This is a genomic window from Pseudarthrobacter humi (assembly GCF_024294965.1).
Taxonomy (GTDB): domain Bacteria; phylum Actinomycetota; class Actinomycetes; order Actinomycetales; family Micrococcaceae; genus Arthrobacter; species Arthrobacter humi.
Map to the genome: position 1 here is coordinate 26443 of NZ_JANCLV010000006.1, position 13766 is coordinate 40208.

13 protein-coding genes and 1 tRNA gene are annotated in these 13766 nt (G+C 65.6%); 11 read left to right on the top strand and 3 right to left on the bottom strand.

Annotated elements, in window-relative coordinates; all coding sequences use genetic code 11:
- Nucleotide 1 precedes the first annotated feature (1 nt).
- From NFC73_RS10425 to NFC73_RS10445, 5 genes are all read left to right on the top strand, one after another.
- Complete coding sequence (locus tag NFC73_RS10425) at nt 2-1111, top strand: prephenate dehydrogenase (protein WP_254749946.1); 1110 nt, start codon at nt 2-4, stop codon at nt 1109-1111.
- A complete protein-coding gene (gene cmk / locus NFC73_RS10430; protein WP_254749948.1) occupies nt 1111-1824 on the top strand; it encodes a (d)CMP kinase in 714 nt (237 codons plus the stop codon). The genes NFC73_RS10425 and cmk overlap by 1 nt, the downstream gene beginning before the upstream one ends.
- 31 nt (nt 1825-1855) lie before the next feature.
- Complete coding sequence (locus NFC73_RS10435) at nt 1856-2536, top strand: lysophospholipid acyltransferase family protein (RefSeq protein WP_254750275.1); 681 nt, start codon at nt 1856-1858, stop codon at nt 2534-2536.
- A 10-nt stretch (nt 2537-2546) separates the two neighbouring features.
- Nucleotides 2547-4097 (top strand): ribosome biogenesis GTPase Der, encoded by a 1551-nt coding sequence (gene der / locus NFC73_RS10440; RefSeq protein WP_141140079.1) that lies wholly within the window; start codon nt 2547-2549, stop codon nt 4095-4097.
- A 147-nt stretch (nt 4098-4244) separates the two neighbouring features.
- Nucleotides 4245-4321 (top strand) — tRNA-Pro (locus NFC73_RS10445).
- A gap of 77 nt (nt 4322-4398) precedes the next feature.
- On the opposite strand, the gene NFC73_RS10450 is transcribed toward NFC73_RS10445, so the two are convergent.
- Both NFC73_RS10450 and NFC73_RS10455 read right to left on the bottom strand, forming a co-directional pair.
- A complete protein-coding gene (locus NFC73_RS10450) occupies nt 4399-5268 on the bottom strand; it encodes an Fpg/Nei family DNA glycosylase (protein WP_254749950.1) in 870 nt (289 codons plus the stop codon).
- Between the two features lie 4 nt (nt 5269-5272).
- Complete coding sequence (locus tag NFC73_RS10455) at nt 5273-5890, bottom strand: hypothetical protein (protein ID WP_254749952.1); 618 nt, start codon at nt 5888-5890, stop codon at nt 5273-5275.
- Nucleotides 5891-6008: 118 nt separating this feature from the next.
- Here NFC73_RS10455 and gcvH point away from each other — a divergent pair, with 118 nt between their 5' ends.
- The 5 genes from gcvH to NFC73_RS10480 all read left to right on the top strand — a co-directional run bounded on the left by gcvH (nt 6009) and on the right by NFC73_RS10480 (nt 9094).
- Nucleotides 6009-6395, top strand: coding sequence for a glycine cleavage system protein GcvH (gene gcvH, locus NFC73_RS10460; protein WP_056342321.1), 387 nt, complete (start codon nt 6009-6011; stop codon nt 6393-6395).
- A 145-nt stretch (nt 6396-6540) separates the two neighbouring features.
- Nucleotides 6541-7017 (top strand): FHA domain-containing protein, encoded by a 477-nt coding sequence (locus NFC73_RS10465; RefSeq protein WP_254749954.1) that lies wholly within the window; start codon nt 6541-6543, stop codon nt 7015-7017.
- A gap of 23 nt (nt 7018-7040) precedes the next feature.
- Complete coding sequence (gene ftsR / locus NFC73_RS10470; protein WP_254750277.1) at nt 7041-7757, top strand: transcriptional regulator FtsR; 717 nt, start codon at nt 7041-7043, stop codon at nt 7755-7757.
- Nucleotides 7757-8260, top strand: coding sequence for a bifunctional nuclease family protein (locus NFC73_RS10475; protein ID WP_056342311.1), 504 nt, complete (start codon nt 7757-7759; stop codon nt 8258-8260). The genes ftsR and NFC73_RS10475 overlap by 1 nt, the downstream gene beginning before the upstream one ends.
- Before the next feature lie 237 nt (nt 8261-8497).
- A complete protein-coding gene (locus NFC73_RS10480) occupies nt 8498-9094 on the top strand; it encodes a MerR family transcriptional regulator (protein WP_160669851.1) in 597 nt (198 codons plus the stop codon).
- 106 nt (nt 9095-9200) lie between these two features.
- Here the strand turns inward: NFC73_RS10480 and NFC73_RS10485 are convergent, their stop codons facing one another.
- Nucleotides 9201-10022 carry a ParA family protein gene (locus NFC73_RS10485; protein WP_254749956.1) on the bottom strand — a complete coding sequence of 274 codons (822 nt, stop codon included), beginning with the start codon at nt 10020-10022 and terminating at the stop codon, nt 9201-9203.
- Between the two features lie 300 nt (nt 10023-10322).
- Here NFC73_RS10485 and NFC73_RS10490 point away from each other — a divergent pair, with 300 nt between their 5' ends.
- A complete protein-coding gene (locus tag NFC73_RS10490; RefSeq protein ID WP_254749958.1) occupies nt 10323-13718 on the top strand; it encodes a pyruvate carboxylase in 3396 nt (1131 codons plus the stop codon).
- Nucleotides 13719-13766 lie beyond the last annotated feature (48 nt).

The window sequence follows — 13766 nt, forward strand, 5'->3', positions numbered from 1 at the left end:
CATGTCCGCATTTCGCTCCCACGGGCGGGGGCATCTCAATGGGCCGGTCTTGGTGATTGGCACCGGCCTGCTCGGTGCCAGCATCGGGCTGGGCCTGCGTGGGCGCGGCGTGCCCGTGTTCCTGTCTGACCCGTCGCCGACCAACCAGGCGGTGGCCGTCGACATCGGTGCCGGCCAGCCCCTGGACCAGCTCGGGGACGAGGCGCCGGAACTTGTGGTGGTGGCAGCACCGCCGGATGTGACCGCCGACGTCGTGTCCCGTGCGCTTGCCGACTACCCGGATTCCGTGGTGGTTGACATCGCCAGCGTCAAGGCCGCCATCCTGGCGGAGTTGGGCGGCCGCGGCGCGGACCTCGCCCGCTATGTGGGCACGCATCCGATGGCAGGGCGCGAAAAGTCCGGGCCGGTTGCGGCCCGCGGCGAGCTCTTCACGTCCATGCCGTGGGTGGTTTGTCCGGGCCCGGAGTCATCCGCGGCTGCCGTGCAGACTGCGCGTTCCCTGGCCACGGACCTGGGAGCTGTGGTTTCCCAGTTCACTGCCGACGAACACGACGAAGCCGTCGCCTTGGTGTCGCACCTGCCCCAGATCATGTCCTCCCTGCTGGCCAGCCGGCTGCAGGGGACGCCGCTCCATGCGCTGTCCCTCGCCGGCAACGGGCTCCGGGACACCACGCGGATTGCCGCCAGCGATCCCACGCTGTGGGTCCAGATCCTGGGCGGCAACGCGGGGAAGGTCGTGGAGATCCTGTACGGAGTCCGCGAGGACCTGAACCGGCTCATCGGTACGCTCGAGGAGCCGCTTGCGCCCGGCGCCAGGCTTGACCTGGCCCAGCTGATCAGCGAAGGCAATGCCGGGCAGGCCCGTATTCCGGGCAAGCACGGTGGCCCGCCGCAGGCCTACTCCTGGCTGACGGTCCTCGTGGATGACCGGCCGGGACAGATCGCGCAGCTCCTCACCGAAATCGGTGAGATCGGCGTGAACGTGGAGGACCTTCGGCTGGACCATTCCTCGGGCCAGAACGTGGGCATGGTGGAACTGTCCGTGCTGCCGAACAAGCATGACCATCTGATCGAAGCACTCAACGACCGCGGATGGCGGGTATTGCAGTAATGACACAAGAACTTCTTGACACCCTTCCGGCCTTGCGCGTCGGCAGGCCCCTGGTGGTTGCCATCGACGGGCCGTCAGGCTCCGGCAAGTCCAGCGTGAGCAAGGAAGTGGCCCGCCGGCTGCACCTTGCCTACCTGGACACCGGCGCCATGTACCGTGCCCTGACCTGGTTCTGCGTCACCAGCGGAATTGACCTGAGCGACGCCGCCGCCGTGGAGCAGGCCTCCCGGGACCTGGTCCTGGAACTGAGCACCACGCCGCGGGAGGAATACGTCCGCGTGGGCGGCGTCGACGTTACGGACGCCATCCGTGAACCGGCAATTTCGTCGGCGGTCAGTGCGGTGGCAACCACCCTGGGTGCCCGGACCGAACTGATCCGCCGGCAGCGTGAGCTTATTGAAAAGCACCACCGCCGCATCGTGGTGGAGGGCCGGGACATCACTACGGTCGTGGCCCCGGGCGCGGAAGTCCGCATGCTGCTGACTGCCAGTGAGGAGGCCCGGCTTCGCCGCCGCGGCATCCAGCTGGGCGGCACGCAGAATGCGGAGCAGCTCGCCGCCCAGGTCACCCACCGTGACGCCAAGGATTCCACGGTGGTGAACTTCACCCAGGCTGCCGACGGTGTTGTCACCCTGGATTCTTCCGATCTGGACTTCGCCGAGACCGTGGACGCGGCGCTCGTGATCGTCACGAAGGTGCTTAACCGTGACTGACCGCAGCGTGCGGCGTCCCTCCCGCCTGACCATGACCTGGAGCCGGCCCGTCGGCTGGCTCCTGGACCACGTGGTGTACCGGACGTCCGTCACTGGCCGGGACAACGTGCCTACGGGCGGGCCGGTGATTTTTGCCGGCAACCACATTAGTTTCCTGGACGGGCCGGTGATGTTCGGCGCGTCGCCGCGTCCCATGCACATCCTGGTCAAGAAGGAGATGTTCAAGGGTTTGCTGGGTCGGGTCCTTCGGGCCTCCGGCCAGCTGCCGGTTGACCGCTCCGGGGACCGGGCTGCGCTGCTGCTGGGCAAGAACATGCTCGACGCCGGCCGCTGCATCGGGATTCTTCCGGAAGGAACCCGGGGGAGCGGCCAGGCAATAGACATCAACAACGGGGTGGCCTGGCTGGCGCTGAACTCGGGCGCCCCGGTGGTCCCCGTAGCGATCCTCGGCACCCGGACGGGCAGCGAACACCTCGACACAGTACCCAGACCCGGGCGGCGGTTCCACGTCAGCTTCGGCAGCGCACTGACCCTCAGCCGAAACCCCGGCGAAACGGGCCGTGCTTCAATGGACAGGGCGGGAATGGAAATCCGCGCTGCGCTTGCGGGGCACGTCCAGGAAACCATCCAACACAGTGGGCAGCCTTTGCCCCACGCGGATTTCCGCACGAACTTCACAGCAGTAGCCGGGACGCCGGCAGATGACCACTAAGGAAAGTGCAATGAGCGATACGACTCAAACCTCCAGCCACTCCGGCGCCGGCGAAGACGAATACACGCCCACCGGCACGGACCAGGTCGCCGAGCGGCTGGCCGCCATCGACGACGACGAAGCGGAGATGCGTGCCGCGTCACTCCGCGCCGGCTTGGACGACTACGAGCTTGACGAGGAAGACGCCGCCCTGCTGAGCGGGAACTACGACGACGAGGACTTCGACGGTCCGGTCAAGCTCGATCCCGTGCTTGCCATCATCGGCCGTCCCAACGTGGGCAAATCCACCCTTGTGAACCGCATCCTCGGCCGCCGCGAAGCCGTGGTCGAGGATACTCCCGGCGTGACGCGGGACCGGGTGATGTACTCGGCACACTGGAACGGGCGCAACTTTACGTTGGTGGACACCGGCGGCTGGGAGCACGATGCCCGCGGCATCCACGCACGGGTGGCCGAACAGGCGGAAATGGCCGTGGAAATGGCCGACGCCGTGCTCTTCGTGGTCGACTCCGCGGTGGGCGCCACCGCCACGGACGAGGGCGTCATGAAGATGCTCCGCCGCAGCAAGAAGCCGGTCATCATGGTGGCCAACAAGGTGGACGACTTCGCCCAGGAAGCGGACTCCGCCACCCTGTGGGGCCTCGGCTTTGGCGAGCCATACCCCGTCTCGGCCCTGCACGGACGCGGCGTGGCCGACCTCCTGGACCACGTGATGGACACCCTGCCGGAGTTCTCCACCATTGAGGGCCTGGAACGCTCGGGCGGACCCCGCCGCATCGCACTGATCGGCCGCCCGAACGTGGGCAAGTCATCACTGCTGAACAAGCTGGCAGGATCCGAACGTGTAGTAGTGGACAACACCGCCGGCACCACGCGTGATCCGGTGGACGAGTTCATTGAGCTCGGCGACCGCACGTGGCGCTTTGTGGACACGGCAGGCATCCGCCGCCGCCAGCACATGGCGCAGGGCGCCGACTATTACGCCTCCCTCCGGACGCAGGCCGCGCTCGAAAAGGCGGAGGTCGCCGTCGTTCTTCTCGCGGTGGATGAGGTCCTCAGCGAACAGGACGTCCGCATCCTGCAGCTGGCCATCGAGTCGGGCCGCGCCTTGGTGCTGGCCTTCAACAAATGGGACCTGCTCGACGACGAACGCCGCACCTACCTGGAACGCGAAATCGAACAGGACCTGGCCCACGTGGCCTGGGCGCCCCGGGTCAACATCTCCGCACTGACGGGCTGGCACAAGGACCGCCTGGTTCCCGCCCTGGACCTGGCCCTGGAGAACTGGGACAGGCGCATTCCCACCGGCAAGCTCAACGCCTTCCTCGGCGAGCTTGTGGCGGCGCACCCGCACCCGGTCCGCGGCGGCAAGCAGCCGCGCATCCTGTACGGCACGCAGGCGTCCAGCCGGCCGCCGAAGTTTGTGCTGTTCACCACCGGATTCCTGGACCCGGGCTACCGCCGCTTCATCACGCGTCGGCTCCGTGAGACGTTCGGTTTCGAGGGCACGCCCATCGAGGTCAACATGCGTGTCCGCGAAAAGCGCGGCAAGAAGCGTTAATTAGGACACACCGGCGGCGTGCAGGCGGCAAAGTGTCACTTGCACCCTCCGGAATCGTGTAAGCTTTTCAAGGTGGTTCGGCCGGACTGCTGAGTTGAAATCCTGGCTAACATCAGGAGTAAACGCAGCGGAGAACGGCGGAACTAACGGGCTGTAGCGCAGCTTGGTAGCGCACTTGACTGGGGGTCAAGGGGTCGCAGGTTCAAATCCTGTCAGCCCGACCAAAACAGAAGCGTCCCGGAGAATTTTCTCCGGGACGCTTCTGTTTTGTGCCGTCCTTTCGGATGTTTCGCGGCCTGGCCTATTTCAGGAACTTCGACGTCCTGCGGTCCGCCAGGATCTTTCCCTTGGTCTGGCAGGTGGGACAGTACTGCAGGGAAGTATCCGCGAAAGACACCTCCCGGACTGTGTCACCACACACCGGGCAGGCTTCGCCGGTGCGGGCATGGACCCGCAGGTGGCTGCGTTTGACGTCCTTGAGCTCGCTGGGCGGCTTGCCTTCGGCTTCGGCCAGGGCTGTTCCGAGCACGCTGTGGATGGCGTCATAAAGCACCTGCACCGTGCCGCGGTCCAAGGACTTGGCAGTGGCAAAGGGGGAGATCCTCGCAGCATGCAGGATCTCGTCGCTGTAGGCGTTCCCGATCCCCGCGATCACGCTCTGGCTCCGCAGGACGCCCTTGATCTGCTGGGACGTGGAGCCGAGAATTTCCGCCAGCATGTCGGCGTCGAACGCTGCGCTGAACGGGTCCGGGCCCAGCGCCGCGACGCCCGGCACATCATGGGGGTCGCGCACCACGTACACGGCTAGGCTCTTCTTGGTCCCCGCCTCGGTGAGATCCATGCCATGGGCACCGTCAGGCCCGGTGAACGCCAGCCGGGCGGCGATGTAGCCCTTTCCCATCCGGAGCTGGGTGTCTGTGGGCGAGTCCGTGAAGCGGACCCAGCCTGCCCGGGCGAGGTGGAAGACAAACGACGGCCCGTCTGTGTCAATGCTGACAAACTTCCCAAACCGCCGCACGCCGGCGACGGTGCAGTTCTCCAACGCTGTGAACGGCGGATCCGCTGTCTTCAGCACGGCAAAGGAAACGATCTGGACTTTCCGCACCACCGCTCCGCGCAGGTGCTCGTCCAGGAAACCGGCCAGGCCTGCAACCTCGGGAAGCTCCGGCATGGCTTTACCTGCGGTCAGCCTGGCTGTCGGGTGCGGCCGGCGCCTCGGGAGCAGGTGAGCTGGCCGCGGAGTCATTGGCGGCCTTCGCAGCCAGGGAACGCTCGGCAACTGCCTTCTTGAGCACCTTCATCTTTTTGCCGCGCTGCCGCCAGACCCTCCACAGGATCAGGCCAACCACAAGGATCACGACGGCGGCGATGGCTGAGATCTGTGTCCACAACGGGAACCAGGTTGCCTCTGTGCCAAGGATCCGCTGTCCGTTATGGGCGGCCTGCGAGCTGCCGAACATGATCCCGGCGGTCAGCAGGTTCGGGGACGCGAGAGCCACAGCGGCCACGAGGATGGTCAGCTTCCAGGGCCAGCTCACGGATTTGCGTGTGGCCTGCCAGGCCACGAGGAGGGGGACGAACGTGAAAACGAACCCGTAAAACATCCCCACCAGGATGCCCGCCCCAAGATTGCCCTGGACCTGGTTGCGGATAACATTCGCCCACCAGACCGGGAGGATGGCCGCCAAGGCAAAGTAAGCGATGGTGAGGACCACCAACGCCACCGCAACGAGGATGATCCGCGCAGCCCAGTTCGCCTTTTTCGCGGGCGATTCCTGTGCATGTGATCTCATGAGTCTCATCATGTCAGAATCCTCCTCGAACGCCCGTGGAGTTGTGCCTATACTTTCAGCGGCGGCTTGTTTTCCAGGCCCCGTTGACATTGGTGATTGACCCGATGAAAGGCCTCTGATGAGCAACATTCCCGAAGACCTGTCCTACACCGCCGAGCACGAGTGGGTATCCGCACCGAGCGCCGACGGCGTGGTCCGGGTGGGCATCACCGACTTCGCGCAGGACGCACTCGGAGATGTTGTCTATGCCCAGATGCCGGAAGCCGGCACCAAAGTCACCGCAAACGAAGTCGTGGGCGAGGTCGAATCCACCAAGAGCGTCAGTGACATCTATGCTCCGGTCAGCGGCGAAGTCGTGGCACGCAACGAATCCCTCGACACCGATTCGGCGTTGATCAACTCCGATCCGTACGGTGACGGCTGGCTGATCGAGATCCGGCTGGCAGAAGCGGACGCTGTGGAATCCCTGCTCAGTGCATCCGAGTACGAACAGCAGGTAGGCTGAAGCTAACGGGTTCATCCGGTCCGGCCAACGGGCGTCTTCGCACGTCAGTGGCCGGATCGGGGCCCGGCATCGGATCCGCGAGGCGGATCCGTCAGGGCAAAAGTTGATTGCAGGCGTGAGAGCTGCAGCGAAAGAGGAGGAATCCATGGTTGGCCACAAACAGGACCCTGCCGAAGGCGAGTACGCCACAGGCGCGGCCAGGGCTTCGGAGACCACCTCGATCCATCTGACTCCCGTCTCCGACGAGCCCACTATCGCCCCCAAGCTGTCCATGGACGAGCGTTCATCCGTGGAGGCGTTGCCCGCCGGTTCCGCGCTCCTGGTTGCCCACAGCGGCCCGAACGCGGGCGCCCGCTTCCTGCTCGACACGGACATCACCACGGCTGGCCGGCATCCTGACGCCGACATCTTCCTTGATGACGTCACCGTATCCCGGCGCCACGTCGAGTTCCGCCGTACAGCGCGGAGCTTTGAAGTGGTGGATACCGGCAGCCTCAACGGCACCTACGTTAACCACGACCGCGTGGACAGCGTTGAGCTAAAGTCCGGGAACGAAGTCCAGATCGGCAAGTTCCGACTCACCTTCTACCTGAGCCCTGCCCGCGCAGCAGGCCGCGCCTGATCCCGGGACACGTGCCCGTGGCAATGGCACAACCGGAACGCCGGGGGCCCCAAGTTTTGAACATCGGGGAAGTCCTCGCGCAACTCAGCGGCGACTTTCCAGGAATGACCGCGTCGAAAATCAGGTTCCTCGAGGAAAAGGGACTGATCAATCCGCGCCGTACTCCGGCCGGATACCGGCAGTACTCGGACGGTGACGTCGAACGTCTCCGTTTTGTGCTGGCACTGCAGCGGGACCAGTACCTTCCACTGAAGGTCATCAAGGACTACCTTGATGCGATCGACAGGGGAGAGCGGCCGGAGAACCTGCCGCCCGGCGTCGTGGTTTCGCCGCGGATCGTTTCGGATGAACTTGCCGTGGAGCTTCAGAACCGCGGCCGGAAATTCAGCGAGGAACAGCTGCGGACCGAGTCCGGCGCCAGCATTCCGTTACTCCAATCGCTGCTGAGCTTCGGGCTGATCAGCCACAGCAACGGCAAGTTCGACGAGCACGCCCTCCAAGTGGCCCGTGCCTGCGTGCAGCTGGAGAGCCACGGCCTTGAACCCCGCCACCTGCGGCCGTTCCAGGCCGCCGCGGAACGTGAATTCGGGCTGGTGGAGCGGGCAGTTGCGCCGCTCGCGTCCCGGCGCGATTCCGCGTCACAGGCGCGGGCTGCTGAAGCGGCCCGCGAAATCAGCGACCTCTGCCTGGTCCTGCACCGGGCACTGGTCCAGGACCGTATCTCACGTATGGACATCTGATGATCGAAGTGGAGATCGTAGGCGTTCGCATCGAACTGCCGTCCAACCAGCCGCTCGTCCTGCTGCGCGAGATTCACGGCGAACGGCACGTGCCCATCTGGATCGGGACTCCAGAGGCAAGTGCCATCGCCCTGGCCCAGCAAGGGGTAGTGCCTCCGCGCCCGATGACCCACGACCTCCTGGTGGACGTGGTGGAGTCCCTGGGCCATTCGGTTGTCAGCGTCAACATTGTGGCCGTTGAGGACAACATCTTTTATGGCCAGCTCCAGTTCGAGAACGGCACCACCGTCAGCTCGCGGGCATCGGACGCCCTCGCGATCGCGTTGCGGGCCAAATGCCGCATCTGGTGTGCCGACTCGGTAATGGATGAAGCCGGAGTCCGTATTACCGAGCATGACGAGGGGGAGGACACTGACCCGGGCCCCACCGTGGACGAGGAGCGCGAACTGCGGCGCTTCCGTGAGTTCCTGGACGATGTGGAGCCCGAGGACTTCGACGGCTGAGGTCACGTTAAGGTTAAAGTTGAGCCTGAAAGTTCCGACACGCCAGTGCCAAGCGGCCTAGATCTTTGACCTTGGGGCACGGCGGGCCTAACGTCGAAGGTATCAAGCTCCCATTGCTTACAGCAGCCGCGCAAGTCACACTGTAAAAGTACGACCCCGCGAAATTACATGCATGGACTTCATGTGTGCACCGGCTGATGCAGTGGTCCCCGGGAGCTTATGACAAGGAGGATCCAGGTGAGTCCCAAAGGCGAAGCAGGCGGGCTGAAGCAGCCCACAACGGCTGGTGTGGCTGTGCCCGCGAGCGGTGCCCAGGGCCTCCTGTTTACCGAAGACCTTCCCGTTCTGGACGAGGACGCCGGCTACCGCGGCCCCACGGCCTGCAAGGCGGCCGGCATCACGTACCGCCAGCTGGACTACTGGGCACGCACCGGGCTGGTTGAGCCCGCGGTCCGCGGCGCCGCAGGCTCCGGCTCGCAGCGACTCTACGGCTTCCGGGACATTCTCGTCCTCAAGGTAGTCAAGCGGCTTCTGGACACCGGTGTTTCCCTTCAGCAGATCCGCACGGCAGTGGAACACCTGCGCGAACGCGGCGTGGAGGATCTGGCACAGATCACGCTCATGAGCGACGGCGCGAGCGTGTACGAATGCACCTCCGCCGACGAGGTCATCGATCTTGTCCAGGGTGGCCAAGGCGTTTTCGGCATCGCCGTGGGCCGGGTGTGGCGCGAAGTCGAAGGCAGCCTGGCTTCCCTGCCGAGCGAACACGCCGCCGAACAGTCCTTTCCCGACGACGAGCTGAGCAAGCGGCGCGCTTCCCGCAAGATCGGCTGACAACAGGCTTGCACAACACCAACAGGAAGAGGCCACCCCCGGCGGGGGTGGCCTCTTCCTGTTGTCCTCGGAACCCTGGGCAGCAGCAGCGGGGGCTGCCCAGGGACTAACGCTGGGTTCGGTTTCGCAGGCCGCTTCCGGTCGCCAGAAGGTTGACCAGGAGCGCGTCGAACAACGCAGCGGATGTCTTCGCGGATTCGCCGGGCCAGTGGTGCACCGGGTGGGCCGCGCCCTGGATCTGCTGCCAGTTCGCCTGTTCGGGGATGCGTGGGCTCAGCAGCAGGTCACCGAACATCGATTCCATTTCCGCGAGCCGGTACGTGTGTTCGGAGGAGCCGGTGCGAACGCGGTTGGCCACAATCCCTGCGGGGGATAGGTTCGGCGCGAATTCCTGCTTGAACAGCTGGATGGCGCGCATGGTCCGTTCCGTCCCCGCCACCGAGAACAGTCCCGGCTCGGCCACGAGGGCTACTTTGTCACTCGCGGACCAGGCCATCCGGGTCAGCCCGTTCAGCGACGGCGGGCAGTCGATGAGGACCAGCTCGTAGCGGTCCGCGCCGGCCAAGACCGCGGAAAGCCTGCGAAGATCCCGGCGGCCAAGGTCGGGACGGTCGTAGATGCCCGTGTACGCCGAACCCACGGCTACGTCCAGGACGGCCGGTCCGGATCCGTTGGTATGCGCCCGAGCCGTCCAGGAGCTGCCCGCGACATTGTCCGCGAGCTTGGCCCGGCGGGGGCTCTTGAGCATCCTGCCGATGTCCAGCTGGTCGCCGGGCTGGACGCCCAGGGCAGTGGTCGCGTCCGCATGCGGATCGAGGTCCACCACCAGTGTGGGGATGCCCGCGGCAAGCGCCGCAGACGCCAATCCTGTGGTGACGGACGTCTTGCCGACTCCGCCCTTGAGGCTGCTGATGCTGACTACTTGCACTTGTGAGACCAAAACCTAACGCCCGCTGCCGTGTTGGGGGTAATGTTTGCTCCGGCACTGCCGAAGCCGGCGGCTCGAGCCGCCTTACTCATCATATGTGGCTGCGCCGGTGAATCCCGTCTTATGGGGACGCGGCATGGCACGGCGATGGTATGGGTGGCCGGTTTGCCAGCCTCCGTCGATGCACGCGGGACATGACGGAAGTTTCTGTGACTGTGGCCACAATGATTTGTATTTCTAAGCGCGGGTCTTAGACACTGTGACCACTTACCGACACACCCGCAATGATGCAGGAGAATTATGTTTTCCAAGATTCTGGTGGCCAACCGCGGCGAAATCGCGATCAGGGCCTTCCGCGCCAGCTACGAGCTGGGCGCCAAGACCGTTGCCGTTTTCCCCAATGAGGACCGAAACTCGATCCACCGCCAGAAAGCCGATGAGGCATATCTGATCGGCGAAGTGGGGCATCCCGTCCGGGCCTACCTGGACGTTGCCGAAGTGGTCCGCGTCGCCAAGGAATCCGGCGCCGACGCCATCTACCCCGGCTACGGCTTCCTTTCGGAAAACCCCGATCTCGCCCGCGCAGCCCAGGAAGCCGGCATCACCTTCGTTGGGCCCCCGGCTGAGGTGCTTGAGCTGGCCGGAAACAAGGTGGCAGCACTGAAGGCTGCCCGTGAGGCCGGTGTTCCGGTCCTGAAATCGAGTGAACCCTCGAAGGACATGGATGAGCTGATCGCGGCAGCCGACGAGATCGGTTTCCCCATCTTCGCCAAGGCCGTCGCCGGCGGCGGCGGACGTGGCATGCGCCGCGTCGACACGAGGGAAGCCCTTCCCGAGGCCCTGCAGGCCGCCATGCGCGAAGCCGATGCGGCATTCGGTGACCCCACCATGTTCCTGGAGCAGGCCGTGCTCCGCCCGCGCCACATCGAGGTGCAGATCCTGGCCGACGCCGAGGGCAACGTCATACACCTCTTCGAACGTGACTGCTCCATCCAGCGCCGCCACCAGAAGGTCATCGAGATCGCCCCCGCGCCCAACCTGGACGAAGGCATCCGCCAGGCCCTTTACCGTGACGCGGTGAAGTTCGCCAAGGCCCTGAACTACGTCAACGCCGGAACCGTAGAGTTCCTGGTGGACACCGTCGGCGAACGCGCCGGACAGCACGTCTTCATCGAAATGAACCCCCGCATCCAGGTCGAACACACCGTCACTGAGGAAGTGACGGACGTTGACCTGGTGCAGGCACAGCTTCGGATCGCTTCCGGCGAGACCCTCGCGGACCTTGGCCTCTCCCAGGAGACGGTCCAGCTTAAGGGCGCAGCGCTGCAGTGCCGCATCACCACCGAGGACCCGGCCAACGGGTTCAGGCCCGACGTCGGGAAGATCACCGGCTACCGCTCCGCCGGCGGCGCCGGTGTAAGGCTCGACGGCGGCACCGTGTACTCGGGTGCCGAAATCAGTCCCCACTTCGACTCCATGCTCGTGAAGCTGAGCTGCCGCGGCCGCGACTACCCGGCCGCCGTGGCCCGCGCACGCCGGGCTCTCGCGGAGTTCCGCATCCGGGGTGTGTCCACCAACATTTCCTTCCTCCAGGCCGTGCTTGACGATGCTGACTTCATTGCCGGCAACGTCGCCACCAACTTCATCGACGAGCGTCCCCAGCTGCTGAAGGCCCGGGTCTCCGCGGACCGCGGCACCAAGCTCCTGACCTGGCTGGCCGAAGTCACGGTCAACAAGCCCAACGGCGAGCTGACAGTGCACTCGGATCCGGCCGCCAAACTCCCGGCCGTTGGGGACCGGCAGGCAGCGCCGGGATCGCGCCAGCGCCTCCGGGAGCTTGGCCCCGAAGGCTTCGCCAAGGCCCTGCGTGCGCAGACCGCCGTGGCCGTCACCGACACCACGTTCCGTGATGCCCACCAGTCCCTGCTGGCCACCCGCGTGCGTACCCGCGATCTCGTCGCAGCCGGTCCCGCGGTCACAGCCCTCCTGCCGGAACTCCTGTCCGTTGAGGCCTGGGGCGGCGCCACCTACGATGTGGCCCTGCGCTTCCTCGGCGAGGACCCCTGGGACCGCCTGGCCGCCCTGCGGAAGGCGCTGCCCAATGTCTGCCTGCAGATGCTGCTGCGTGGCCGGAACACGGTGGGCTACACGCCGTACCCGGAAGAAGTGACCGTGGCTTTCGTCAATGAGGCCGCCGCCACAGGTATCGACATTTTCCGCATCTTCGATGCCCTCAACGACGTGAACCAGATGGCCCCGGCCATCCGCGCCGTCCGTGCCACCGGGACTGCGGTCGCCGAGGTAGCACTCTGCTACACCGGCGACATGCTGAACCCGGACGAGAAGCTCTACACGCTGGACTACTACCTGGAACTGGCCCAGCGGATTGTGGATGCCGGCGCGCACATCCTGGCCATCAAGGACATGGCCGGACTGCTCCGCCCGGCAGCGGCCGCCAAGCTCGTGGCCGCACTGCGCGAACGCTTCGACCTCCCGGTCCACCTCCACACGCATGACACGGCAGGCGGCCAGCTGGCCACCCTGCTGGCGGCAGTTGACGCCGGCGTGGACGCTGTTGACGTTGCCTCCGCTTCGCTGGCCGGGACCACCAGCCAGCCGTCCGCCTCCGCCCTGGTGGCGGCGCTGGCGCACACCCCGCGGGACACCGGCTTGAGCCTTGACGCAGTCAGCTCCCTTGAACCGTATTGGGAAGCCGTGCGCCGCGTCTACGCGCCGTTCGAATCAGGCCTGCCGGGCCCCACCGGCCGCGTCTACCAGCACGAAATCCCGGGCGGCCAGCTGTCAAACCTGCGCCAGCAGGCCATGGCGCTGGGTCTGGGGGAGCGCTTCGAGGCGATCGAGGACATGTACACCGCGGCGGACCGGATCCTGGGCCGCCTGGTGAAGGTCACGCCGTCGTCCAAGGTGGTGGGCGACCTCGCCCTGCACCTCGTGGGCCTCAACGCAGATCCGGCGGACTTCAACGAAAACCCGCAGAACTACGACATCCCGGACTCCGTCATCGGCTTCCTGTCCGGCGAACTTGGCGACCCGCCCGGAGGATGGCCGGAACCTTTCCGCACCAAGGCGCTCCAGGGTCGCAGCATCAAGGTCCGCGACGTTGACCTCAGCCCCGAGGACAGCGCCGCGCTCCAGGGTGATTCCAAGACCCGCCAGAGCACGCTGAACCGCCTGCTCTTCGAGGGACCCACCAAGGATTACCTCAAGAGCGTGGAGACGTACGGCAACATTTCCGTCCTCGACACCCGCGATTACCTTTACGGCCTGCAGCGCGGCGCCGAGCACGAGATCCAGCTGGAGAAGGGTGTCCGGCTCATTGCCTCGCTGGAAGCTGTTTCCGAGCCCGACGAAAAGGGCATGCGGACGGTCATGTGCACCCTGAACGGCCAGTCCCGCCCCGTTGTGGTCCGTGACCGCTCCGTGGTGAGCAACGTCAAGGCTGCCGAGAAGGCAGACCCGGCCCAGCCGGGCCACGTCGCCGCGCCGTTCGCCGGTGCCGTCACGGTGACCGTCAAGGCCGGTGACACGGTCAACGCCGGTGACACGGTGGCCACCATCGAAGCGATGAAGATGGAAGCCTCCATCACGACGCCGACGGCGGGCAAAGTCTCGCGGCTCGCCATTTCAGCGGTGGAGCAGGTCCAGGGCGGGGACCTCCTCCTGGTCGTCGAGTAGACCCTAGAAACAACGCGGGGTCACTTCCCGCCCGTCCGAGTGCATCGG

What these genes read in the sequence shown, in the direction of transcription:
- NFC73_RS10425 (WP_254749946.1), top strand. Translation starts at nt 2, where the DNA reads ATGTCCGCATTTCGCTCCCACGGGCGGGGGCATCTCAATGGGCCGGTC.
- cmk (WP_254749948.1), top strand. Translation starts at nt 1,111, where the DNA reads ATGACACAAGAACTTCTTGACACCCTTCCGGCCTTGCGCGTCGGCAGG.
- NFC73_RS10435 (WP_254750275.1), top strand. Translation starts at nt 1,856, where the DNA reads ATGACCTGGAGCCGGCCCGTCGGCTGGCTCCTGGACCACGTGGTGTAC.
- der (WP_141140079.1), top strand. Translation starts at nt 2,547, where the DNA reads ATGAGCGATACGACTCAAACCTCCAGCCACTCCGGCGCCGGCGAAGAC.
- NFC73_RS10450 (WP_254749950.1), bottom strand. Translation starts at nt 5,268, where the DNA reads ATGCCGGAGCTTCCCGAGGTTGCAGGCCTGGCCGGTTTCCTGGACGAG.
- NFC73_RS10455 (WP_254749952.1), bottom strand. Translation starts at nt 5,890, where the DNA reads ATGAGATCACATGCACAGGAATCGCCCGCGAAAAAGGCGAACTGGGCT.
- gcvH (WP_056342321.1), top strand. Translation starts at nt 6,009, where the DNA reads ATGAGCAACATTCCCGAAGACCTGTCCTACACCGCCGAGCACGAGTGG.
- NFC73_RS10465 (WP_254749954.1), top strand. Translation starts at nt 6,541, where the DNA reads ATGGTTGGCCACAAACAGGACCCTGCCGAAGGCGAGTACGCCACAGGC.
- ftsR (WP_254750277.1), top strand. Translation starts at nt 7,041, where the DNA reads ATGGCACAACCGGAACGCCGGGGGCCCCAAGTTTTGAACATCGGGGAA.
- NFC73_RS10475 (WP_056342311.1), top strand. Translation starts at nt 7,757, where the DNA reads ATGATCGAAGTGGAGATCGTAGGCGTTCGCATCGAACTGCCGTCCAAC.
- NFC73_RS10490 (WP_254749958.1), top strand. Translation starts at nt 10,323, where the DNA reads ATGTTTTCCAAGATTCTGGTGGCCAACCGCGGCGAAATCGCGATCAGG.